The sequence below is a fragment of the Zoogloea sp. genome (assembly GCF_041911615.1).
Classification (GTDB): Bacteria; Pseudomonadota; Gammaproteobacteria; order Burkholderiales; family Rhodocyclaceae; genus Zoogloea.
Genome location: NZ_JAYROR010000069.1, coordinates 1 through 23,446 on the forward strand (window position 1 = coordinate 1; position 23,446 = coordinate 23,446).

14 protein-coding genes are annotated in these 23,446 nt (G+C 68.5%); 7 read left to right on the forward strand and 7 right to left on the reverse strand.

Going from position 1 to position 23,446, the window contains the following annotated elements:
• The 3 genes from ACE3P2_RS07915 to ACE3P2_RS07925 form a co-directional block, all read right to left on the reverse strand.
• On the reverse strand, positions 1-9,306 hold a 9,306-nt coding region (locus tag ACE3P2_RS07915; RefSeq protein ID WP_374263091.1), incomplete at its 3' end, for a DUF4347 domain-containing protein.
• Between the two features lie 29 nt (positions 9,307-9,335).
• Entirely contained in the window at positions 9,336-10,139 is an 804-nt protein-coding gene (locus tag ACE3P2_RS07920; RefSeq protein WP_374263094.1) for an efflux RND transporter periplasmic adaptor subunit, read from the reverse strand.
• A 12-nt stretch (positions 10,140-10,151) separates the two neighbouring features.
• Positions 10,152-11,966, reverse strand: coding sequence for a TolC family protein (locus ACE3P2_RS07925; RefSeq protein ID WP_374263097.1), 1,815 nt, complete (start codon positions 11,964-11,966; stop codon positions 10,152-10,154).
• Between the two features lie 259 nt (positions 11,967-12,225).
• Here ACE3P2_RS07925 and ACE3P2_RS07930 point away from each other — a divergent pair, with 259 nt between their 5' ends.
• Positions 12,226-13,032, forward strand: a complete 807-nt coding sequence (locus tag ACE3P2_RS07930) for a response regulator (RefSeq protein ID WP_374263100.1) — start codon at positions 12,226-12,228, stop codon at positions 13,030-13,032.
• 12 nt (positions 13,033-13,044) lie between these two features.
• Here ACE3P2_RS07930 and mfd read toward each other — a convergent pair whose 3' ends face one another.
• The 4 genes from mfd to ACE3P2_RS07950 all read right to left on the reverse strand — a co-directional run bounded on the left by mfd (position 13,045) and on the right by ACE3P2_RS07950 (position 18,657).
• Positions 13,045-16,488: a transcription-repair coupling factor gene (mfd, locus tag ACE3P2_RS07935; protein WP_374263103.1), complete on the reverse strand. Its 3,444-nt coding sequence runs from the start codon at positions 16,486-16,488 to the stop codon at positions 13,045-13,047.
• A 67-nt stretch (positions 16,489-16,555) separates the two neighbouring features.
• Complete coding sequence (locus ACE3P2_RS07940; protein ID WP_374263106.1) at positions 16,556-17,332, reverse strand: NRDE family protein; 777 nt, start codon at positions 17,330-17,332, stop codon at positions 16,556-16,558.
• Complete coding sequence (locus ACE3P2_RS07945) at positions 17,323-17,616, reverse strand: DUF4936 family protein (protein ID WP_374263109.1); 294 nt, start codon at positions 17,614-17,616, stop codon at positions 17,323-17,325. The genes ACE3P2_RS07940 and ACE3P2_RS07945 overlap by 10 nt, the downstream gene beginning before the upstream one ends.
• A 9-nt stretch (positions 17,617-17,625) precedes the next feature.
• Positions 17,626-18,657: a folate-binding protein YgfZ gene (locus ACE3P2_RS07950; RefSeq protein ID WP_374263111.1), complete on the reverse strand. Its 1,032-nt coding sequence runs from the start codon at positions 18,655-18,657 to the stop codon at positions 17,626-17,628.
• Between the two features lie 207 nt (positions 18,658-18,864).
• On the opposite strand from ACE3P2_RS07950, the gene mltG reads away from it, so the two are divergent.
• From mltG to ACE3P2_RS07980, 6 genes are read left to right on the forward strand one after another with little or no spacing between them, the layout of a single operon-like run.
• On the forward strand, positions 18,865-19,866 hold the full coding sequence (gene mltG / locus ACE3P2_RS07955; protein WP_374263114.1) for an endolytic transglycosylase MltG: 1,002 nt from the start codon (positions 18,865-18,867) through the stop codon (positions 19,864-19,866).
• Positions 19,863-20,480 (forward strand): dTMP kinase, encoded by a 618-nt coding sequence (tmk, locus tag ACE3P2_RS07960; RefSeq protein WP_374263117.1) that lies wholly within the window; start codon positions 19,863-19,865, stop codon positions 20,478-20,480. The genes mltG and tmk overlap by 4 nt, the downstream gene beginning before the upstream one ends.
• A complete protein-coding gene (gene holB, locus ACE3P2_RS07965; protein WP_374263119.1) occupies positions 20,477-21,532 on the forward strand; it encodes a DNA polymerase III subunit delta' in 1,056 nt (351 codons plus the stop codon). Before tmk ends, holB begins: the two co-directional genes overlap by 4 nt.
• Positions 21,529-21,897 carry a PilZ domain-containing protein gene (locus ACE3P2_RS07970; protein ID WP_374263121.1) on the forward strand — a complete coding sequence of 123 codons (369 nt, stop codon included), beginning with the start codon at positions 21,529-21,531 and terminating at the stop codon, positions 21,895-21,897. Before holB ends, ACE3P2_RS07970 begins: the two co-directional genes overlap by 4 nt.
• 57 nt (positions 21,898-21,954) lie before the next feature.
• Entirely contained in the window at positions 21,955-22,728 is a 774-nt protein-coding gene (locus tag ACE3P2_RS07975) for a TatD family hydrolase (RefSeq protein ID WP_374263124.1), read from the forward strand.
• Complete coding sequence (locus ACE3P2_RS07980; RefSeq protein ID WP_374263126.1) at positions 22,725-23,426, forward strand: ankyrin repeat domain-containing protein; 702 nt, start codon at positions 22,725-22,727, stop codon at positions 23,424-23,426. Before ACE3P2_RS07975 ends, ACE3P2_RS07980 begins: the two co-directional genes overlap by 4 nt.
• The last annotated feature ends 20 nt before the right edge of the window (positions 23,427-23,446 follow it).

The window sequence follows — 23,446 nt, forward strand, 5'->3', positions numbered from 1 at the left end:
GACGAAGCGGATGCGGTCGGTGTCGGCCAGGAGCAGGCCGTTGGTGCCGGTGAGGCCGGCGACGGCGTTCCAGGTGGTGCCGCCGTCGGTGCTGTACTGCCAGGCGCCGTTGCCGGTGTTGGTGGCGGTGATGGCGATGCCTTGGAGGGCGCCGGCATCGACGTCGGAGACGGTGCTGCCGAGGAAGCTGGCGACGGTCTGGCCGGCGTTGGCGGTGTCGTCTTCGGTGAGGGGGTTGAGCACCGGCGCGTCGCTGGCGAGGACGGGGGCGTCGTTCACTGCGGTGACGGCGATGTCCATGGCGTTCTCCTGGCTGGAGAAGGCGCTGGTGCCGCCGTGGGTGGAGGTGTCGGCGTAGGTGCCGGCGGCGCCGCTGGCGTGGTCCCAGGCGCGATAGGTGAGGCTGGCGGCGGTGGCGTTGTGGCCGTCGGGGACGAAGCGGATGCGGTCGGCGTCGGCCAGGAGCAGGGCGTGGGTGGCGGAGACGGGGCCGGCGACGGCGTTCCAGGTGGTGCCGCCGTCGGTGCTGTACTGCCACGCGCCGTTGCCGCTGGCGAGGCTGGTGATGGCGATGCCCTGGAGGGCGCCGCTGTCGGCGTCGGTGACGGTGCCGCGCAGCGCCGAGACGAGGTGCCCGGTGTTGGCGGTGTCGTCCTCGGTGAGCGGGCTGAGGGTGGTGTCGCCGGCGGCGAGCACGGGCGCGTCATTTACCGCGCTGACGGCGATGGTGGCGGTGTCGGAGACGGCGGAGAACGGGGTGGCGTTGCCGGTGCTGCTGGCGTCGACCCCGCTACCGGCGCTCACGCCGGTGCGGTCCCAGGCGCGGTAGGTGAGGCTGGCGCTGGTGGCGTTCTCGCCGTTGGGGACGAAGCGGATGCTGTCGCTGTCGGCCAGGGCGATGGCGCTGGTGGGGGTGACGCTGCCGAAGGCGGTCCAGCTGCCGCTGCCGAGGCGGTATTCCCAGTGGCCGTTGCCGTCGGTGGTGCCGACGATGACGATGCCGGTCTGGGTGCCGGTGTCGACGTCGGCGATGGCGCCGCGGAAGCTGGCGACGGTCTGGCCGGCGTTGGCGGTGTCGTCTTCGGTGAGCGCGGCGAGCACCGGCGCGGCGGGGGTGAGCACAGGGGCGTCGTTCACCGCGGTGACGTCGAGGGCAATGGTGGCGGTGGCGGGGAGGGCGCCGTCCTCGCCGCCGTCGGCGACGGTGACGCTGATGGTGGTGTTGACGTCGGTGTTGGTGGCCGGGATGAAGGTGAGCGCTGCCAGCGCACTATTCACGCTGGCAACGCTGCCGGTGAAGGTCCAGATCCCGGTGGCGTGGTCATAGCTGGCGCCGGGGGGAACGCTGAGGGTGCCAGCGGAGGGCTGCGACAGGGTGAGGGTGGCGGTGACGATCTCGCCGGTGTCGGGATCGGTGATGACGAGGCCGGGGATCGCGACGCTGGCGTCGCCTTCGGTGTAGGTGGCGGTGACGTTGCTCGCCGACAGGGTCGGTGCGTCGTTCAGGTCGCGGATCACCAGATAGGTGGTGCCGCTGGCGGTCTGGGCGCCGAGGGTGGCGTCGGCGACGGCATTGGCGTCGGTGATCGTCCAGGTGAGGGCACGGCTGGCGCCGCTGGCGGTGAGCGAGGCGGAATTGTTCTGGAACTGGACGTGTTCGAGCAGCGATTCGAATTCGGCCTTGCTGACGTGGCCGCTGGCGGTGGTCAGGTCGAGGGTGCCGGTGCCGGCGGTGTAGGCGACGTTGATGGTGCCGCCGCCGGGGGCGGTGATGATGTTGCCGGCGCGGCTCCAGCCCGCCGGGGTGGCGACGCTGAGGACGTCTGCGCTGCCCAGGTTGGTGCTGATGACGACCCGGGCGCTGGCGATGTTGGCGTCGTCCACGTCGGCGATGGTGGCGACGCCGACGGCGGTGGGGTTGGTGTCGTCGAGGACGTAGACCGGGCTGCCGCCTTGTTCGAAGACGACGGTGGTGGCGTCCAGTGCGGTGTTGTGGCCGAGGGTCAGGGTCGGGGCGTCGTTGCGGGCGGTGATGCCGAGGGTGCTGGTACCCGCGTTGGCGGTGACGGTGCCGGTGCTGGCGTCGTTGCCGGCGGTGGCGTCGGTGAGCCGTGAGCCGAAGCTGCTGGTGGTGCCCCAGGTGAAGCTGCGGTTGGCCGAGGTGCCGGTGGGGTTGTCGTTCGAGGTGGAGAAGACGATCGAACGGGCGACGGCCTGATAGTCGGCGAGGGTGGCGGAGCCGCTGAGGGTGAGGATGCCGGTGGTGGCGTCGTAGCTGGCGCTGATGCCGGTGCCGGCCAGCGGTGCGCCGACGCTGAGCAGATCGCCGGCGGTGTGACCGCCGGAGATGGTGACGCTGAGCCCTTCGAGGGTGGTGTCGTCGGCGTCGCCGAGCGTGATTGACGGCGCGATGAGGGCGGGCGAGCCCTTTTCGGTGTAGCCGGCGCTGCCGAGGCCGCCGAGGGTGGTGGCGTTGTCGGTGGCGGTGAGCGTGACGCTGGTGGTGCCGATGGTGCTGGCGAGCTTGTCGGTGCCGCCGGTGGAGGCATCGGCGTCGGTGATCTGCCAGCTGATGCTGCGGGTGGCCGAGACGGCGGTCGGGTCGTTGGCGGTGGAGCTGAAGGTGACGCTCTGGAGGACGCTTTCGAAGACGCCCTTGGCGGCGCCAGCGTGGGTGAGGGTGAGGACGCCGGTGGCGGCGTCGTAGCTGGCGCTGATGCCGCTGGCGCCGAGCGAATAGCCCAGGGTGTCGCCGGCCGTGAAGCCGCCACTGATCCACACGCGGGCCTGGGTGAGGTTGGCGTCGTCCACGTCGGCCAGGCTGATGGCGCTGGCGAGCGTGACGGCACTGCCGCCCTCGGTGTAGGCGACGGGGCTGCCGGGCAGGCCGGAAAGGGTCGGGGCGTCGTTTTGCGGGGCGAGGGCGACTTCGCTGGTGACGATGGCGCCGGCACTGCCGGCGGCACTGTCGTTGCTGGCGGTGGCGTCGGTGAGGCGGCTGCCGAAGCTGTCGGTGAATTGCCAGCTGATGGTGCGGGTGCTGGCCGTGCTGGTGGGGTTGTCGGCGCCGCTGCCGTAGGCGATCTGGCGCAGGACGGTTTCGTAGGCGGCGGTGCTGGCGGTGCCGCTGAGCGTCAGGGTGCCGGTGGCGGCGTGGAAGCTGGCGCTGATGCCGGTGCCGCCGATGTTGGCGAGCGTCCAGTCGGTGCCCGCGGCGGCGCTGGCGCCGGGCAGGGTGAGGTATTCCTGGGTGGCGTCGAAGCCGCTGCCGGAGATGCGGATGGTGGCGCTGGCGAGGGTGGTGTCGTCCGGGTCGACCAGCGCGATGCTGGGGGCGAGGACGACGGCGGGGCCGTTCTCGGCGTAGATCACGTCGCCATTGGCCGGCAGGCTGGCCGACTGGGCGGCCATGGTGTCGTTGGTGGCGGTGATGTCGATGATCGTGGTCTGGGCGGTGGTGACGGCGCTTTCCAGGCCGCCGCTGTCGGTGACGCGCCAGATCAGCGTACGGGTGCTGTTGGAGGCGGTGGGGTCGTCGCTGTTGCTGGTGAAACCGATCGCCTGCATCACCTCGGTGTAGTCGGCCTGATTGGCCGTGCCGCCGATGGTGCTGAGCGCCATGTCGCCGGCGGCGAGATTCCAGCTGTAGGAGATGACGGTGCCGCCCTTGGTGAGCGTGCCGCTGGTCGCAGTGCCGGATTGGATCCAGCCGGCGACACCGGAATAGAAGCCGAGCTCGTCGCCCGCTTCGAGGCCCGCAGTGATGCGCACGAAGGCCGAATTGATGTCGCTCACGAGGCCATCGTCGGCAACCGAGAGCAGGCCTTCGAGGGTGCCGGGAAGACCGCCTTCGGTGTACGCGATGTGAGCGGTGTAGCCGTTGATGTTGCTGACCTGGGGCGTTTCGTTGGCGTTGGCGATGGTGACGCTGGTGGTGGCGAGGGCCGAGCTTTGGGCGCCGTAGACGGGCGAACCGCTGGCGCCGTCGGAGTTGGCGTCGGTGATCTGCCAGGCGATGCTGCGGGTGCTGGTGGCGGCGTCGTAGGCCACGTAGGCCGGGTCGGTGTTGTCGAGGCCGTCGTAGTCGCGCACGTTGGTGTAAGTGACCGAGCGCAGGACTTTCTGGTAGTTGGCGACGCTGTCGGTGCCGCTGAGGGTCAGGCGGCCGGTGTTTGGATCGAAGCTGGCGGTGATGCCAGTGCCGGTGGTGACGGCGGCGAGGCTTTCGCGCCCGTCCGGCAGGTAGCCGGTGCCACTCACCGTGACGGTGGCGCCGCTGAGCTGGGTGTCGTCGGCGTCGGCGAGGACCAGGGTCGGGGCGATGATGCGCGCGCCGTCGTCTTCGGTGTAGGCCCAGGTGGTCGGCTGGCCGGTGAGGGTGGGGGCGTCAGCGGTGGGCGTCACCGTGAGGGTGCTGGGGCTGGCGACGCTGGTGAGCCCGGTGCTGTCGGTGGCCTTCCAGGTGAGGGCGCGGGTGGTGCTGTTGACGGTGGGGTCGTCGGACGTGGTGACGAAGGTGACCGACTGCAGCGCGGTGGCGTAGGTGGCGACGGGCGCGCTGCCAGACAGGGTGAGGACGCCGGTGGTGGCGTTGTAGCTGACGGTGAGCCCGCCCGGGGTGCCAACCGCGAGGGTGTCGCCGGCGGTGAAGCCGGCGCTGATGCTGACCGTGGCCTTGCTCAGCTGGCCGCCATCGTCCACCAGCACGAGGCCGCTGCCGACATTGACGGGGGTGCCGCCCTCGGTGAAGGCGGCATTGGCGGCGGCGGTGGTGAATTGGGGTGGATCGTTGATGTCGCTGATCGTGACGCTGACGACTTGCTCGCTGCCCGAGAAGGCGGAGGTGCCGCCGTTGCTGCCCACGTCGGCTTCGCCCCGGGTGCTGCCGGTGGTGGCGGTGCCGGTGGATTGATCCCAGCCGCGCAGGCTGAGGGTGGCGGTGCCGCCCTTGAAGCCGTCGGGGTTGAAGCGCACGCGGTCGGTGCTCTTGAGAAGCAGGGCGTTGCTGGCGCTGGGGCTGCCCACGGCGTACCAGGTGGTGCCGCCGTCGGTGGAGTACTGCCAGCTGCCAGTGGCGGTGCCGTTGCTGGTGCCGGTGATGGCGATGCCTTGAACGGCGCCGGTGTCCACGTCGGTCATGGCGCTGCCGAGCAGGCTGCCGACGGTCTGGCCGGCGTTGTTGGTGGCGTCTTCGGTGAGGCCGGAGAAGTTCGACGGGGTGCCGAGCACCGGGGCGTCGTTGACGGCGGTGACGGTGATCGTGGCGGTGTCGCTGGCCGTGGAGTAGGGGCTGCTGCCGCCGCTGGTGGCGGTGCTGGCTTTGGTGCCTTGCTGGCCGGCGGTGGCGCCGGTCTGGTCCCAGGCTTTGTAGGTGAGGCTGCCGGTGGTGGCGTTCTTGGCGTCGGGGACGAAGCGCACCTTGTCGGTACCGCGCAGCAGCAGGGCCGAGGTGGAGGAGACGGTGCCGACGGCGTTCCAGGTGCCGCCGTTGTCGATGGAGTACTGCCAGGTGCCGTTGCCGCTGGCGAGGCTGGTGATGGCGATGCCCTGGAGGGCGCTGGCGTCCACGTCGCCGACCGAGGTGCCCAGCAGGCTGGCGACGGTCTGGCCGGCGGTGTTGGTCTGGTCCTCGGTGAGGGGCGTGAGGCTGGGCGCGGCGGGGGTGAGTACCGGCGCGTCATTGACCGCGGTGACGGTGAGGCTCGCGGTCTGCTTGGCGGCGGAGTAGGCGGTTTCGTCGCCGTTGGCCGACTTGGTGGTGCCGTAAGCGGAGGCGGCGGACAGATCGACGGTGGTGCCGGCGGTGCCGCTGGTGCGGTCCCAGGCGCGATAGGTGACGGTGGCGGTGCCGTTGAAGTCGGCGTTTGGGACGAAGCGGATCTTGTCGCTGCTGGCGAGCAGGCGGGCGGTGGCGTCGCTCGGGGTGCCGAAGGCGGTCCAGTTGGCGCCGCCGTCGAGGGAGTATTGCCAGCTGCCGTGGCTGTTGTCGACGGCGGTGACGGCGATGCCGCTGACGGTGCCGCTATCCACATCGGTGGTGGCCAGGAAGCTCGAGACGAGGGAGCCGGCGTTGTTGATGGCGTCTTCCTGGATGGCCGGGATGGCCGACGGCGTGTTGTTCACCGGCGCGTCGTTGCGGCGGGCGGGGGTGAGGGTGAGCGTCTTGCTGAAGCTGGAGGTGCCGCCGTTGTCGTTGTATTCGACGACATAGGGCAGCAGCGAGGAGTTGGGCAGGTCGTTCCACATGCCGGGGTGGCTGCCCGACGAGTAGATCTCGCCGTAGTGCTCGGTGCCGTTGGCGTTGTTGGGCTCGCCGCTGTTCCAGTAGGCGTAGCCGCCGCTCGCGGTGACCGGGCTGGTGTTGCCGGTGGAAATCAGGGTGCCTTTTTCGGGGCCGGTGACCCAGTACCACTTGCCTTCGGAGGCGGACTGGCTGGCGTAGGTGGTGGTGCCGGTGGCGGCGTTGATGTAGGTGTAGTCGTCGGAGGCGCCGATCCAGGCGTCGGCCTGGAGCTTCTGGCGGATGAAGTCGTTTTCGGTCTGGCTGGTGATGGTGGCCAGGTAGCCGGTCATGCCCTGGAAGGTGCGGCTTTCGGCGGCGGCCTTGGCGGCCGTCCAGGAGTAGCTGCCGGAGACGTACTCGTAGTAGTGGGTCTTGCCGCCGAAGCTGAGGGCGACGGCATTGCCGATGGTGAAGCTGATGGTGCGGGCGGTGGTGGTGGGATCGTCGCTGGTGTTGAAGTACTTCACGGCGCGCAGGGCGGCCTGGTATTCGGCGATGGTGGCGGTGCCGCTGAGCGACAGGATGCCCGTGGTGGCGTTGTAGGCGTAGGTGATCTTGCCGCTGGCGTCGGTGCCGGATGCGGGCTGGAGCCGGTCTTCGGCGCTGACGAAGTTGCTGGTGATGACGACGCGGGCGCCGTCGAGGGTGGTGCTGTCCACGTCGGTGAGGGTGAGGCCGGGGTCGACGTAGAAGCTGTTGTCGTTTTCGTTGTAGGTGTTGGCGCTGATGCTCATGGTCAGCACCGATGGGTCGTCCACCGCGGTGATGGTGATGCCGGCCGTGCGGGTGCCTTGGAGCGAGCCGCCGCTGCCGGTGTTGCCGCCGTCGTTGAGGGTGAAGGTGACGGTGCGGTTGCTGACCGACGGAGCGTCGGAGTTGTTGCTGTAGGCGATGACGCGGGCCAGGGCCTGGACGGCGGCCGGGGTGGCGCTGCCGTTGAGGTTGATGCGCAGTGCGCTGCCGTTGACGCCGGTGTAGCTGGCGTCGACGCTGCCGATGACGGTGCCGGCATAGGTGACGTTGCTGCCGGAAATGCCGATCTGGCCGCTGCCGGTGCCCTGGTTGAGCACCGACAGCTGGTCTTCGGCGGCGCCGTTGGTGGTGATCTGGGCTTGCAGCCAGCCGCCGTTGAAGTTGGCTGGGGCATCCGGATCGGTGACCGTGACGACCTTGTCGATGGGCGTGGCGACGCCGTTCTCGGTGTAGGCGAGGGTCTGGGCGGCGCCGCCCAGGACCGGGGCGTCGTTGGTGGCGGTGATGTTGATGAGACCGGTGTCGGACGCGCTGGGGCCGGTGGCGCTCATCGCGGTGACGGTGAACACGCGGGTCTGCGAGGTGACCGGGTTGTCGGACGTCGCTTCGAAGGCGACCTGGCGGGCGATGCTGGTGACGACGGCGTCGTTCACCTTTGAGCCGTACACGCGCACGTTGTCGATGTACATCGACGCGCCGGCGGCGCGCCCGCCGGAGTAGTCGTAGGTGCCGGAGACGAACACGAAGCGGTAAGTGCCGGTGGTGCCGATGGTGGCGCTGGCGGTGGCCCAGTTGGTGGAGCCGGAGCTGCTGGTGCCGGTGGCGTCGAGCACCGTGGTGGTGGCGCCGGTGCTGGTGTTGAGGATGTAGCCGAAGACGTCGTAGGCGTCGTCACCGGCGTAGGCGCGCCAGTCGAAGTAGATTTTGTCGCCGGCGCTGGCCGAGAAGGTGTCGCTGTACACGGCCGGGCCGTGCACCACGTCGTAGCCGGTGGCGGTGGTCATGCCGGAGCTGAGCAGGCTCAGGGAGTGGGTGCCTTCGGTGTATTGGGAGGTGGAAACGGTGGTGGTGAAGCTGCCCGGAGTGGTCGGGTAGACGTCGTCGTTGCCGGCGTTGGCCGGGTAGGTGTTGTCGTTGGGCGAGACGAAACCGGCGATGCTGGTGGTGCCGAGGTTGACGACCTGGTTCATGGCCGTCCAGCCGGTGAGGGTGCCAGACTCGAAACCGGAGTTGGTGAAGGTGGAGACGAAATTGATCTTGAGCGCCTTGCCGGCGGTGCCGTTCTCGGTGGCGTCGATGCTGCCGATGATGTCGCGGCCGCTGCCGTTGCCCAGGTAGACCGAGCTGCCCGAGAAGGAGATGGCGCCGGCGGCGTTGACGTTGGCGGCGTTGGTGAGGCTGAGAATGTCGGTGTTCTGCCCGTTGGTGAGGCTGAAGCGGACGTACTGGCCGTCGTAGGAGCTGCCGCCGGTGATGGTGATGTTGTTGTCGACGATGACCGCGCCGCTGCCTTCGACGTAGGTGGTGTCGTCCACCGAGCTGACGACGGGGGTGCCGAGCAGGAAGGGATCGACTGCGTCGGCGAAGGCGAGCGCGGAGGTCTGGATGACGCCGCTGCTGTATTCGAGGTTCCAGTCGCCGCCCTCCTGGCTGGCGCCGGTGGCGTCGGTAGAGGCGGCCACGTCGGCCTGGGTGAGGCGGGCGATCTCGTCCACGAGGGCGTGGCCTTCGCTGCCGGCGCCGATGTCGCAGCCATACAGCAGGATGTCGCCATCGGTGGCGAGGCTGGCGCCGATGGCGGCGAGCGCGCCGGCGTGGGACGCCAGGTTGCCCTGGTTGAGGCGCAGATCGCCCAGGGTGACTTCGCCCTGGCTGCCGTGGGAGAGGATGTGGATCGACTGGAGGCCCTGGCGACCGGCCAGGGTGTCCTGCATTTGCTGGAGCGCGTCGCGGGTGGGGTCGAGGATCACGACCTGGGCGCCGTTCGCGATGTTGCTGGCGAGCACGCCGGCGTTGGGCAACTGGCCGTCCACGAACACGACGCTCTGGGCCGGGGCAGCCGTGGCGGCGGACTGGACGGCGGCCGGGGCCAGATCGGTGCTGCTGTCGTGGGTGGCATCGACGACGACGGGGTCGGCGGTGACCTTGGCAACGGCTTCGGCGCCGGCGGCGCCGTCGAAGACGAGACGCTGTTCGAGGGCCAGCGGAGCGGGGCCCTGGCGGTTGAGGCGGCGTTTGGCGGCGGCTTGGCGGGTCGTGTTCGAGGGCATGGAAGGCTCCTGCAAAGGCGTGGCGGTCGTTATTTTTGCGGTGCGGGGGCGGTGGTCGGCGGGGTGAGCACCACCCGTCCGCTCATGCCGGCGATCAATTCGGGGAACTGGCCGTCGATGACGGCGATGGTCTTGACGGACTGGCTGACCGGGTCGACCTTGGCGCCCAGGCGGGTGACCTTGGCCGGGTAGGTGTTGCCGGTTTCGTCGATCTTGACCTGGAAGCGGTAGCCGTCCTTGAGCCAGACCATCCAGCGGGAGGGCACGATGAATTCGAGCTCGAGGGCGCTGTCGTCGAGGATTTCGAGGATGCCCTGGCCGGGCTGGGCGAATTGCTGTTCGCGCACCTTCTGCTCGGAGACGCGGCCGGAGAACGGCGCGGCGATCTGGCACTTGGAGAGCGTGGTGCTCATCAGCGACACGTCTGCCTTGGCCTTGGCGACTTCGGACTGGGAGGTTTCCAGTTCGAGCTTGCCCACCGAGTTGAGTTCGGCCAGGCGGTGGTTGGCGGCGTAGGTCTTTTCGGCGGCGCCGAGGGTGGCCCGGGCCTTGTTGAGCTGGGCGCTCTGCAGCGAGCAGTCGAGGACGACCAGTACCTGGCCGGCCTTGAAGCGTTCGCCCTCGCGCACCGTGATGCGATTGACCTTGGCGCCCAGTTCGGCGGCGATGGTGGTGAAGCGTCGTGGCGAGAGCTGGGCGCGGATCTCCTGCTTGTCCAGCGCCGGGCGGTCGGCCGAGGGCGGCGGAGGCGGAGCGACCCGCGGCGGCGGAACCTGGGCCCAGGCGCCGAGAATCGTGGAACCCAATGCGATGGCAAGCAGGGATCGGTGCATGGTGGAACCTCGTCAGCGCGCGGTGGGCGTGTGGGCGGCCAGGGCGGCGCGGGTGAACTGGGCCATCGAGCGTTCGTGGAGGTCGGCGATGGACCAGGTGGTGCCGGGGGTCTTGGGCTGGCCCATGGTTTGGGTGGCGGAGACGTCGGACCACGTCACGGTGCGGGCGGCGGGCGCGTCGTCGTCGGGGTGTGAGGTGGCTTTAGGCAGACGGCTGCCGTCCCTCCAATCTCCTCCCGATGTGTGCCCCTGCGCCAGCGGCGCCGCGGCTTCCAAGCTCGCCTGCGGAGCGGCCGGTTCCTTCAGGGCTTCGCCGCGGTTCCACTGTTCCATGGCGTTTTCGACGTTGCGGCGCAGGTCGGTCAGGGAGGTGTCGTCCACGCTGCCGATCTCGGGTTCGAGGCCGAGGGTGGCCTGGATGCGGCTGCTCGCGGCGTAAACCTGGCTCAGGGCCTGGTAGCGGCGCAGCAGGCTGACGATGGCCGAGGTGTTGCTGAAGATCAGGTCGAGGCGACCCTTGGTCTCGGCGCTTTCGCGGCTCTTGCTGTGCTCGTAGATGCGCTGGTCGACGGTATAGATGGAGTCGGCCCGGTCGAGCAGCTTATAAGCGTTCTCGTACTGCTGACGTGCCAGGTGGACCTGGGCCAGCACGGCCATCTGGGTGGCCATGCGGCGATGCTCGGCGAGCTTCTCGGCGGATTCGGAATAGCGCATCGCCACCGGGGCGGAGATCAGGTTGAAGAGGTTCCAGCTGATCTGGGCGCCGGCGTCCTGCCAGGTCTTGTTGATCAGGTAGCTGTTGGTGTCGTGGCGCAGCGCGTAGTTGAACGACAGCCCGGGGAACAGCCGCAGCATGGACTTCTTGGTTTCGGCGACGGCGATGCGCACGTTGTAGAACTGTTCGCGCAGGTCGGCGTTACGGGCGATGGCGATGTCTTCCATACGCTCGACGGGCATCGGCAGGACGGCGGGCTTGAGTTCGCCGGCACTGGGCTCGGCGAGCTGGAACTGGGTGCCCGGCGGCAGGTTGATGAGGGCGGCCAGTTCGATCTTGGCGGCGGCGAGTTCCTGCTGGATGCTCTCGAGGATGCGCAGGTTCTCGAGCACGGTGCGCTGGTAACGCAGCGCCTCGAGCGGATCGCGGATGCGCTCCTGCTCGATCTTGCGGGAGTCGGAGAGGGCCGATTCGGCGATGCGGATGGTTTCGCGCAGATCCTTGTCGATCTTCTCGGCGCTGGCCGCGCGCCAGTAGGCGGTGCGCACTTCCTGGATCAGGTTGTGCATGGCCTTGCGGCGGCGCTCGCTGGCGATCAGCACGCGGTCGGCGTTCTGCTTGGAGTTGTAGTAGCTCACCCCGAAGTCGAGCACGTTCCAGGACAGGCCCAGATCGGTCAGGGTGTGGGAGCGGTCGGACGAGATGTACGGGTTGGCGAGGGAGGGCTGGCCGGTGACGGAATCCTTGCTGTTGGTGATCAGGTCCTTGTCGCGCCACTGGTAACCGGCGGAGGCGACCAGCTTGGGCAGCATGTCGTAGCGACCCAGGTCGAGCTGACCGACGGCCAGCGCCTGTTCCATCATCCGGGTGCGGTGATCCAGGTTGTACTTGATACCACGGGCAATGGCGTCGGCGAGGGTGAGCTTGCCGGCCAGGGGTTCCACGTCCGCGCCGGCCGCCTTGCGGTCGGCTGCGGCGATCTGCTTCTGTTCGTCGAGGGAGAACGGCGTCGGGATCGTCGAGCAGCCGGAAAGCAGGGCCGCGAGCAATACGCTGGAGGCGCCCAGCAGGCGGGTGCCGGCAACGCTGCGGGAGTGGTTCGTATTCTTCATGGTGTTCCCCGTTTAGTGCGGTGTGAGGTCTGGATGGCGCAAGCAAGTACGTCGGTCCCGGCGGGATGCCCTCACGCTTCGAGGTGCGTGCAAACATGTCGCCGCCGAACTTCGTGTCATAACGTCGGCTAAAGCGAAAACTTGAAACAAAATGAAAAAAGAAACCCGCCCGCGGTGGGCCGGTGCGGGCGCCTCAAGATTCGTCGCGGCCGTTCGCTAAAGCTGCCAGTCGAGGCATCACGCAGGAGCGCGAACACGGATGGAAAAGGACAGCTTGGGGCAGCTTCGGGTGCTGCTGGTCGAGCCCTCGGCGGTGCAGGCGAAGATCATTCGCCGGCACTGTGACGAGATCGGGCTGACCCGGGTGACGGTGGTCGGCGGCGTGGCCGAGGCGTGCGCCGAGATGGGCCGCGTGCGGCCCGATGCGGTGTTGTCGGCGCTCTACCTGCCGGATGGCACCGGCACCGGGCTGGTGACGGCGATGCGCGCCGATCCGGAATGGGCGTCACTGCCCTTCGTGCTGATCTCGAGCGAGACCCGCCCCCAGGCGCTGGACGCGGTGCGCCAGTCCGGGGTGTGCGGCATCGTGCCGAAGCCGTTTTCGAGCGACCAACTGGCCCGCGCGCTGAGGGCGACGCTGGATTACCTGAAGCCTGACTACAGCTTCGACAACGCGCTGGACCTGGAGGCGCTGCGGGTGCTGCTGGTGGACGACAGCCCGAACGCGCGGCGCTTCATGCGGCGGGTGCTCGAGAACCTGGGCATCCGGCACATCGTGGAGGCCGGTGATGGCAAGGCGGGCGCAGTGATCCTCGATGCGACGCTGGTGGACCTGATCGTCACCGACTACAACATGCCCGAGATGGATGGACGACAATTCGTCGAATACGTGCGGGGACGCAGCTGGCAACGCAGCGTGCCGATCCTGATGGTGACCAGCGAATCGAACGAGCGCCGCCTGGCGGCGGTGGAGGAGGCGGGCGTGTCGGGGATCTGCGACAAGCCCTTCGAGCCCGCGGTGCTGCGGGCGATGCTTGGGCGCATGCTCGGCCAGGCCGGGGCCTGACCGGGCAGCGGCTCAGGCCTTCACGGCTTCGAGCAGTTCGCGCACGGCGCTGACGCGGGCCTTGATCTCTGGGGTGGCGACGCGGCGGACGATCTTGTCCGGGCCGGCCATCTTCAGCGTCTTGTCCTTCTGGATCAGCATGATGACCTTCACCGGATCGATCGGCGCGGTGGGGCCGAACTGGATGCTGATCTGCGACTCCGAGGCATCCATCTTGGCCACGCCGAAGGGCTTGACCAGCATCCGCAGGCGATGGGTTTCGAGCAGGGTGCGGGTCTGCGGCGGCATCTCGCCGAAGCGGTCGATGAGCTCTTCCTGGATGGCCAGCAGCTCGTCCTCGGTGTCGCAGTTGGCGAGGCGCTTGTAGAGGGTGAGGCGCTCCTGCACGTCGCTGCAGTAGTCGTTTGGCAGCAGCGCCGGGGCGTGGAGGTTGATCTCGGAGACGACCTCCAGCGGCTGGCTGAGGTCGGGCTCCTTGCCCTGCTGCAGGTCGCGCACCGCGCGCTTCAACATCTCGGTGTAGAGGCTGACGCCGACCTGCTGGATCTCGCCCGACTGGTTCTCGCCGAGCACTTCGCCCGCACCGCGGATTTCCAGATCCTGCATCGCCAGGTAGAAGCCGGAGCCGAGCTCTTCCATCATCGTGATGGCGTCGAGGCGCTTCTGGGCCTGGGCGGTGGGCTTGGCGTGGGCGTCGGTCAGCAGGTAGGCGTAGGCCTGGTGATGCGACCGGCCGACGCGGCCGCGCAGCTGGTGGAGCTGGGCGAGGCCGAAGCGATCCGCACGGTTGATGATGATGGTGTTGGCCGTCGGGATGTTGATGCCGGTCTCGATGATGGTGGTGCACAGCAGCAGGTTGGCCTTCTGCGTGGTGAAATCGCGCATCACGCGTTCGAGCTCCCGCTCGGGCAACTGGCCGTGGCCGATGACGATGCGCGCCTCGGGCAGCAGCTCTTCGAGCGCCTCGCGCATGTTCTCGATGGTCTCGACCTCGTTGTGCAGGAAGTAAACCTGCCCGCCGCGCTTGAACTCGCGGATCACCGCCTCGCGCACGATGCCCTTGCTGTAGCGTTGCACGAAAGTCTTGATGGCGAGGCGCTTCTGCGGCGCGGTGGCGATCACCGAGAATTCGCGCAGGCCTTCCAGCGCGAGGCCCAGGGTGCGCGGGATCGGCGTTGCGGTGAGGGTGAGGATGTCCACCTCGCTGCGCAGGGCCTTCAGCGCCTCTTTCTGACGCACGCCAAAGCGGTGCTCCTCGTCGATGATGACGAGGCCCAGGCGCTTGAAGGTGACGTCTTTCTGGAGCAGCCGGTGGGTGCCGATGAGGATGTCCACCTTGCCTTCGCCCAGTTGCTTGATGGCTTCGGCCTGCTCCTTGGCGCTCTTGAAGCGGGACAGCTCGGCCACCTTGATCGGCCAGTCGGCGAAGCGGTCGGCGAAGGTCTGGTAGTGCTGCTCGGCCAGCAGCGTGGTGGGGCACAGCACGACCACCTGCTTGCCGTCGGCCACCGCGATGAAGGCGGCGCGCAAGGCGACTTCGGTCTTGCCGAAACCCACGTCGCCGCACACCAGGCGGTCCATTGGGCGGCCGGATTTCATGTCGGCGACCACTGCGTTGATGGCGGCGAGCTGGTCGGGCGTTTCCTCGAAACCGAAGCCGTCGGCGAAGGCTTCCAGATCGTGCTGCTTGAAGTCGAACTGGTGGCCCTTGCGCGCGGCGCGCTGGGCGTACAGCGCGAGCAGCTCGGCGGCGGTGTCGCGCACCTGCTGGGCGGCCTTCTTCTTGGCCTTTTCCCATTGGCCGGAGCCGAGGGTGTGCAGGTGCACCGCCTCGGGGTCGGCACCGGCGTAGCGGGTGATCACGTGCAGCTGCGAGACCGGCACGTACAGCTTGTCGCCGTTGGCGTACTCGAGGTGCAGGAACTCGGTCTGGCCCTCGCCCAGGTCCATGTGCACCAGGCCCATGTAGCGGCCAATGCCGTGACTGGAATGCACCACCGGATCGCCGGGCTTGAGTTCGGAGAGATCGCGCAGCCAGCCTTCGACGGTGGCGGCCTTGCGGCTGTCGCGACGGGTGCGGTTGCGGGCCGTGGCGGCGTAGAGCTCGGATTCGGTGACGAAGGCGAGGCCAGGGCCGGGCAGCACGAAGCCGGCGGCGAGGGGGCCGGTGCCGAGGGCGAGCCGGGCGTCGCCCGCGACGAAGGCGGCGAAGTCGCCGTTGGCGGCGGGTTTGAGGCCGTATTCGGCGAAGTATTCGGCGATGGTCTGCTGGCGACCGGCGGATTCGGCCAGCACCAGCACGCGGCCGGGGAAGCCGGCGCAGAAGGCCTTGAAGCGGTGCAGCGGGTCGCTGGCCTTGCGCTCGACGGAGATGTCGGGGAGCGCCTCGGCCGGCCCGCCGCGGGTGTCGGCCGGCAGGCTCAGGCGGATGCGCTCCTTGAGCGCCACGAAGAAAGCTTCTTCCGACAGGAACAATTGCTCCGGCGGCAGGATCGGCCGGGTCTTGTCGCCGCCGAGGAGTTGCGCGCGGCTGCGGGCGTCCTTCCAGAAGGCCTCGATGGCGCCGGGGACATCACGGTGCAGGAAGATCGTGCTGCTTTCCGGCAGGTAGTCGAAGAGCGTGGCGGTCTCGTCGAAGAACAGCGGCAGGTAGTACTCGATGCCCGCCGGGGCGATGCCGTTGGAGACGTCTTTGTAAACGGTGCAGCGGGATGGGTCGCCTTCGAAGGTCTCGCGGAAGCGGCCGCGAAAGCGGGTGCGCCCGGCCTCGTCGAGGGGGAATTCCCGCGCTGGCAGCAGCCGTACTTCCTTCACCGGGAAGACGGTGCGCTGGGTGTCGGGGTCGAAGGTCTTGATGCTTTCGATCTCGTCGTCGAAGAGGTCGATGCGGTAGGGCAGCGCGGCGCCCATCGGGAACAGATCGACCAAGCCGCCGCGCACGCTGTATTCGCCCGGCGACATGACCTGGGTGACGTGGGCGTAGCCGGCGACGGTCATCTGGTTGCGCAGGCCGTCCACGTCGAGCCGCTCGCCCTGCTTGAGGAAGAAGGTGTAGGCGGCCAGGAAGGCGGGCGGCGCGAGGCGGTACAGCGCCGTGGAGGCGGGCACGAGGGCGATGTCGGCCTCGCCGCGGGTGATCGCGTAGAGCGTCGACAGGCGCTCGGAGATCAAGTCCTGGTGGGGCGAGAAGCTGTCGTAGGGGAGGGTTTCCCAGTCGGGCAGGAGGTGGGTGCGCAGCCCCGGTGCGATCCAGGCGATCTCGTCCGACAGGCGCTGGGCGTCGATGGGATTGGCGGTGACGACCACCAGCATCCGCTTGCCGTCGGCCAGACGAGCGATGGCGAGGGCATCGCTGGAGCCGGCGAGGGGAGGCAGGTCGAGGCGTTGGCCGGGTTTGGCCTGGGTGAAGGCGTCGAGGGACGGCAGGAGCGGTTGAAGCGGGCGGGAGGCGGTCATGCGGACGGGTGCTGCGGGGGAAAAACAAGGGGCCGATTATACGGCCGCGGGCCCGGCGGGGCGCGGCTCAGCGCGGCCGGGTCTGGAAGGTTTCGACGACGCGGCCGGTTTCGAGACCGACGGCGCTCCAGGTGGATTCGGTGACGTGGGTCCAGCCGCGACGATCGCGCGTGACGACGGTGGAGCAGCGGGTGCCGTAACCGGGGGCGCGGATGAAGGCGCTCGAGAGCATCCGCTCCCAGGCGAGGCTGACGCCGGTGCGCGGCAGGGCGGCGTCGGGGGCGGGGCGGTCGTCGCGCAGCAGCTCGCGCAGGGGCGTGTCGTCGGGCAGCGCCGAGAGGGCGCGGGCGAGGCGCGATTTGCCGGCGGTAACCTTCGGCCACGGCGTGTCGAGCAGGTGGTTGGACAGGGCGTGGAGGCCGGGTTCGAGCACCCGGGCGGCGCCGGATTCGCTTTCGTAAATGCCGAGCGTGTCGCCGTCGGAAACGAAGAGGTTGAAGCCGTTGTAGCGGGGGCCCTCGACCCGTAGGCGGGCGAGGGCGGTTTCGGTGCGCTCGCCCGAGGCGAGGAAGTCGGCCACCAGCGCGCCGCGCGACGGTGTGCCGTCGCGGACGCGCAGCGGATCGCGATAATTGGTGAGGCCGGCGAAGCGGCCCGAGCGCGTGAGGCCGAGCCAGGTGCCGCCGGCTTCCAGGTCGCGACCGGCAAAAATTGCCGCCGGATCGGCTTCGTCGCGCCACCAGGCCGCGGGTGCGGCCGGGCGGGCGAAGAATTCGTCGCGGTTGGCGGCCACCACCAGCGGGTAGTCGGGGTGGGCGCGCCAGGCGACGAGGATCAGGCACATGCGACGAAACGCTCGGTGTGGCGACGGCCGCCGGCGTCGATGAAGCGGTCCAGCCCGTGGCGGGCGACGCCTTCGTCCAGCGCGGCGTCGAAGGTGCCGGCGTCGGTGACGTTCTCGTAGATTTCCATCCAGGTCCACGGATCGTCGGCCTTGCGCAGGAAGCGGCCGGCGATTCCGGTGCGCGCCTGCAGGTCGGCCTGCAGGTTGTAGAGGGTGCGCGCGAGGTCGATCTCGAGGCCGACCTGAACGGGGTAGTAGATGTAATAGTGGATCGGCGTGGTCACGGTGCGGCCTCAGGCGATCGCGTAGGGCAGGACGAGGAAGCGCAGCGGGGCGCCATCGGGGCTGCCGACGCGGGCCTCGCCGGCGTCGGCGCTGGCGGTTTGCAGCACGACGAGGGCGTCGAAGCCGCCGTCGGGCGCCGGCGCGGCGCTCACCACCTTGCCGGCGGACTGGTCGCCGAAGTCGGGGGCGTAGAGGTCGGCGCCCGCGGCGAGGGCGGGCACGTCGGCGTGGACGCGGTACATGCGCTTCTTGAGCTTGCCGAGGTAGTGGGTGCGGGCGACGATCTCCTGGCCCGGGTAGCAGCCCTTGGTGAAGCTGACGCCGCCGATGAGGTCGTAGTTGAGCATCTGGGCGACGAACTCTTCCTGTACCGGCGCGCTGACCAGCGGCTGGCCGGCCTTGATGTCGAGCCATTGCCAGGCGGCGGTGCCGGCCGGCGCGGCGCCGGCGGCGGTGAAGGTGGCCCACAGCCCGGCCGCTTCGGATAGCGGCGCCGAGACGACGAAGCGGGCGTCGTCGAGGCGCACGACGGTGGCCATGCCCGACGCGGTGGCCAGCGGCGCGCCGGGAATTCCCAGCCCGGCGGCTTCGAGCGCCGCGCCGGCCTGCGGCCCGGCGAGACCGATCAGCACGCTGTCGCCGCTGTCGTCCATCAGGCGTACCTTGGAGCGCAGCACGTACATCGAGAGCTTCTTCTGCATTGCGGCGTGGATGTCGGCCGACAGGGCCAGCAGGCAATCGCCCCCTTCGCGCCACAGCAGGATGCTGGCGAGCATCCGGCCCTTGGGGCTGTTGAAGCTGGTGAACTGGGCTTGATTGGCGCCCAGCTTCTTCACGTCGTTGGAGAACAGGTTGTGGAGGAAGGCGATGGTGTCCTCGCCGGTGGCGCGGATGGCGCCCAGGTGGACGAGGGGCACCACCACGGTGCCCTGGGCGGCGCGGCGGACGTCGTCGCGCGCGTCGTCGTGAAAGCGCACCGAAATGTCGTCGGCGAAACGGGCGCCTTGGGTGGCGAGAAGGGATTGCCAGGTTGCGTTCATCAGTGGTCGGGGTCCTGAGTCAGAAACGAGTCCAAAAGCGGTTTGCGCTATTATAGTGGGCTAGCGGCGAAGGCTTCCGGCCTGTTGCGCGCGGGCGGCAAAGTCGTCTCCTGTCGCCGCGAAAATTGTCGTTACGGCAGCTTCGGCTGCTTTTTTCACTTCTACCGCTCAACCCGTTCGTTTGCGCCCGAGGCGCCGAGTTCCCCGATGAAGCGCCTGATTTTTCGTTTGTTCGTCCTCGCGCTCGTCGGTGTCGCGGGGGCCGCGGGCGGGCTCGCGTGGTTTGCGTACCAGCCGGTGGCGCTGCGCGAAAGCCCGCTCGATTTCACCATCGAACCGGGCTCGTCGATGCGTCAGGTGGCGCGTCAATTGGTCGAGGCCGGCATCGGCGTCGAGCCTTTCCTGCTCGTCGGCCTGGCCCGCGTCACCCGTCAGGCCAACGGGATCAAGGCCGGTAGCTACGAGGTCGAGCGCGGGCTGACGCCGCTGCAATTGCTCGCCAAGCTCACCCGCGGCGACGTGAGCCAGGCCGAGCTCGCACTGATCGAGGGGTGGAATTTCCGGCAGGTGCGCGCCGCGCTGGATCGGCACCCCGACCTGCGCCACGATTCCACGGGCCTGTCGGACGCCGAGATCCTCCAGCGCATCGGCGCCGACGCGCGCCACCCGGAGGGGCGGTTCTACCCCGACACTTATCTTTTTGCCCGCCGCTCGAGCGATCTCGACGTGCTGCGCAGGGCGTACCGCAACATGCAGGCGGTGCTCGAACGCGAGTGGCCGCGCCGGGCCGACGGCCTGCCTTACAAGACGCCCTACGATGCGCTGATCATGGCCTCCCTCGTCGAGAAGGAGACCGGCCAGGCGGCGGATCGCCCGCTGATTGCCTCGGTCTTCATCAACCGACTGCGCGCCGGCATGCTGCTGCAGACCGACCCGACGGTGATCTACGGACTCGGCGCGGGTTTCGACGGCAACCTCAGGAAGCGCGATCTGGTCGCCGATACGCCCTACAACACCTACACCCGCCCCGGCCTGCCGCCCACGCCGATCGCGATGCCCGGCACCGCCGCCCTGCGCGCGGCGCTCAACCCGCAGGCCAGCGATTACCTGTATTTTGTCGCTCGCGGCGACGGCTCCAGCGAGTTCTCCCGCAGCCTCGACGACCACAACCGGGCGGTGGCCCGCTATATCCGGAAACGCACCCCGTGAAATCCCGCTTCATCACCTTCGAAGGTATCGACGGCGCCGGCAAGAGCAGCCAGATCGCCGCCACCGTGGCCCTCATCGCGTCCCGCGGCGTGACCGTCGTGCAGACCCGCGAACCGGGTGGCACGCCCCTTGGCGAAAAGCTGCGCGAACTGCTCCTGCACGAGCCGATGCACCTCGAGACCGAGGCGATGCTGATGTTCGCCGCCCGCCGCGAACATCTTGCCGCGCTGATCGAGCCCGCCCTCGCCGCCGGCAAATGGGTGGTATCCGATCGCTTCACCGACGCCACTTACGCCTACCAGGTGGGCGGCCGTGGCCTCGACGAAGCCCGCTTCGCCGCCCTCGAAGCGTGGGTGCATCCCCACCTGCAGCCCGATCTCACGCTCGTCTTCGATCTCGACCCCGCGATCGCGGCACGCCGCCTCGCCGGCACCGGCGCGGCACCCGATCGCTTCGAGCGCGAGCAGACCGACTTCTTCGAGCGGGTCCGCGCAGCCTACCTGCGCCGGGCCGCCGCCGACCCGGCGCGGGTGAAGGTCATCGACGCCAGCCGCAGCCCGCAGGAGATTCAGCGCGAGGTCGAAGCCATCGTCGCGGAGACGTGCTTCCAATGATTTTCGAATGGCAAGCCGGCCTGTGGCAGCGGGTCCTCGAAAACGCCGGCCGGATGCCCCACGCCCTGCTGCTGGCCGGGCCTGCCGGCGGTGGCAAGCGGGTTTTCGCCGAGGCCCTGGCGGCCCGCGAGCTGTGCGCCAGGCCGGGCCCCGATGGTCATGCCTGCGGCCACTGCGAAGACTGCCTGTGGCGCATCTCGGGGAACCATCCCGACCTGCTGCGAGTCATTCCCGAGGCCGATCGGGAAGAGCGGAGCGATGCGCCCGAGAAGGCCGAGGGCGGCAAGGCGGCCAGCCGGCAGATTGTGATCGAACAGATCCGCGATTTGCAGCAGTCGCTGACCACTGGCGGTCACCGGGGTGGGCGACGGGTGGCGATCATCGATCCGCCCGAGGCGATGAACCTCTACACCGCCAACGCGCTGCTCAAACTGCTTGAAGAGCCCACGACGAACGTGCTGTTTCTGTTGATTTCCTCCGCGCCGAAGCGCCTCCTGCCGACGATCCGCAGCCGCTGCCAGACGTGGGCCTTTCCGCGTCCGCCGGCAGAGGCCGCCGCGCGCTGGCTGGCTGGCCGGAAGGTGCCCGACGCCGACGCGCTGCTCGCGTTTTCGGGTGGCATGCCCCTGGCTGCCGCTGCGCTCGCCGAAGGCGGCGGTGCCGCTGCGCGCAAGCGCTTCATCGACGATCTGGCCAGCCTGCCGCGCAAGACGCCGCTGCGCCTCGCAGGCGAATGGGAGAGCTGGCTAAAGAGCAAGGACGCCCTCGCCACCGGCTTCGACATGCCCACGCTGGTGGCATGGTTGCAGCGCTGGGTGGCCGATCTGGTGAGCCTGCGCCTGGGCGGGCCGGTGCGATTCTTTCCCGCGCAATATGACATCCTGCACGGGCTCGCCGGGCGCCTGTCCGTGGATGCCGCGCTCGGCTGCTACAATGAAATCACCCAGTCCCGCCGGGTTGCCCAGCATCCCCTGAACGCCCGGCTCTTTCTCGAGGACATGCTGTTGCGGTACGCCCGAAGCCTGGCGGCGTCCCCGGCCATACGCAGATGAACGATTCCGTGAAACGGCCGGCGCAGGCACGCCCCAGCGTCCTGTCGCTCAATATCAGTTCCAAGTCGGCGCTATACGCCGCCTACATGCCGTTCATCAAGAACGGCGGAATTTTCGTGCCGACCACCCGTGACTACAAGCTCGGGGAGGAAATCTTCATGTTGCTGCAGATCATGGACGATCCGACCAAGCATCCGGTAGCCGGCGCGATCGCCTGGATCACACCCGCGGGTGCCCAGGGCAACAAGACCCAGGGCATCGGCGTCCAGTTCGCCGGCGACGACGCGGGCCAGGTGCTGCGCAACCGTATCGAGCAGATCCTGGCCGGTCACCTGGGCTCGTCGCGCCCCACCCACACGCTTTGAGGCGGCGCAAACCCCACGCGTGGCGCTCTGTTATTCGTTCAATCCCGACCCGTCCCGATGCTCGTTGATTCGCACTGCCACCTGGATTTCCCCGATCTGATCGCCGACGAGGCCGGTGCGCTCCAGCGCATGGCCGACAACGGCGTGATCCACGCGTTGTGCGTTGCCGTCAAGCTCGAAACTTTGCCGGGCGTGCTTGGCCTGGCCGAGCGCCATGCAAACCTCTTTGCCTCGGTGGGCGTCCATCCCGACAACGCCGACTGCGACGAGCCGGACGAAGCTCGCCTGCTGTCACTGGCCGCGCACCCAAAAGTTGTCGCCATCGGAGAGACCGGGCTCGATTACTACTGGCATAAGGACGCGCCGGAATGGCAGCGGGCGCGCTTTCGCACCCACATCCGTGCTGCCCGCCGATGCGGCAAGCCGTTGATCATCCATACCCGCGACGCGGCCGCCGACACGCTGCGTTTGATGCGCGAAGAGTCTGCCGACGAGGTGGGGGGGGTCATGCACTGCTTCACCGAAACCCGCGAGGTTGCGGCGCAGGCGCTGGAGCTCGGGTTCTACATCTCGTTTTCAGGCATCGTCAGCTTCAAGACGGCTGAATCCTTGCGCGAGGTGGCCCGTTTCGTGCCGTCCGACCGGCTGCTCGTGGAAACCGATGCGCCGTATCTTGCGCCGGTTCCTTTCAGGGGCAAGACCAACCAGCCGGCTTACGTCCGCCACGTGGCCGAGGCCGTTGCCACCGCCCGCGGGGAAACCCTTCAGGCCGTCGCCGACGCGACAACCCGCAATTTCTTCCAGCTCTTCAAGCACGCCAAACCGTCATGAAACCTGCCGCCATCGTATCGTCCGCTCGTTCTGCTTTTCGTTCCGTCCGGCTGGGGGCCGTCGCTGCGGCGCTCGTCGGTCTGCATCTGAGCACGCCGGCTTTCGCCGCATCGCTCGATGATCTGCTCAATGCCACCAAACTCGGCGACGACCGTGAAGTGGCTCAGCTCGTCGCCCGTGGCATGGACGTCAATTCTACGGACCAGAGCGGCAACACGCTGTTGATTCTCGCCGCCCGTGAAGACCAGCCCAAAGTGGTGGCCGAGCTCATCAGGCAACCGGGCATCAAGCTCGACGCGCGTAATGCGGCGGGCGACACGGCTCTGATGCTGGCCAGCTTGCGCGGCCATACTGCGATCGTCGATCAACTCCTCAAGGCGGGTGCAAGCTTTAACAGCGAGGGCTGGAACCCGCTGCTGTACGCTGCCTTCGAAGGCAAGCTGCCGGTGGTCGAGCTCCTGCTGGCGAAGGGCGCCAGCGTCGATGCACTGGCACCGAACAAGAGCACGCCGTTGATGTTCGCGGCGCGTAATGGGCACGAAGACGTGGTGGCCCGCCTGCTCAAGGCGGGGGCCAATGTCGACCTCAAGAACGATCAGAACGAAACGGCCGATAGCTGGGCGAGCAAGTATCGCAACACCGATATCGCCGAGCTGATTCAGGCCGAACGCAAGGCGAGGGCAGGGCGGCGTAACTGATTTGCCCAGGGCGCCTTCCG

Excerpts from the sequence above, each read along its gene's own strand:
- mltG (WP_374263114.1), top strand. The coding sequence starts at position 18,865 with ATGAAGCGCCTGATTTTTCGTTTGTTCGTCCTCGCGCTCGTCGGTGTC.
- ACE3P2_RS07970 (WP_374263121.1), top strand. The coding sequence starts at position 21,529 with ATGAACGATTCCGTGAAACGGCCGGCGCAGGCACGCCCCAGCGTCCTG.
- ACE3P2_RS07950 (WP_374263111.1), bottom strand. The coding sequence starts at position 18,657 with ATGAACGCAACCTGGCAATCCCTTCTCGCCACCCAAGGCGCCCGTTTC.
- mfd (WP_374263103.1), bottom strand. The coding sequence starts at position 16,488 with ATGACCGCCTCCCGCCCGCTTCAACCGCTCCTGCCGTCCCTCGACGCC.
- holB (WP_374263119.1), top strand. The coding sequence starts at position 20,477 with ATGATTTTCGAATGGCAAGCCGGCCTGTGGCAGCGGGTCCTCGAAAAC.
- ACE3P2_RS07925 (WP_374263097.1), bottom strand. The coding sequence starts at position 11,966 with ATGAAGAATACGAACCACTCCCGCAGCGTTGCCGGCACCCGCCTGCTG.
- ACE3P2_RS07980 (WP_374263126.1), top strand. The coding sequence starts at position 22,725 with ATGAAACCTGCCGCCATCGTATCGTCCGCTCGTTCTGCTTTTCGTTCC.
- ACE3P2_RS07930 (WP_374263100.1), top strand. The coding sequence starts at position 12,226 with ATGGAAAAGGACAGCTTGGGGCAGCTTCGGGTGCTGCTGGTCGAGCCC.
- ACE3P2_RS07920 (WP_374263094.1), bottom strand. The coding sequence starts at position 10,139 with ATGCACCGATCCCTGCTTGCCATCGCATTGGGTTCCACGATTCTCGGC.
- ACE3P2_RS07975 (WP_374263124.1), top strand. The coding sequence starts at position 21,955 with ATGCTCGTTGATTCGCACTGCCACCTGGATTTCCCCGATCTGATCGCC.
- ACE3P2_RS07940 (WP_374263106.1), bottom strand. The coding sequence starts at position 17,332 with ATGTGCCTGATCCTCGTCGCCTGGCGCGCCCACCCCGACTACCCGCTG.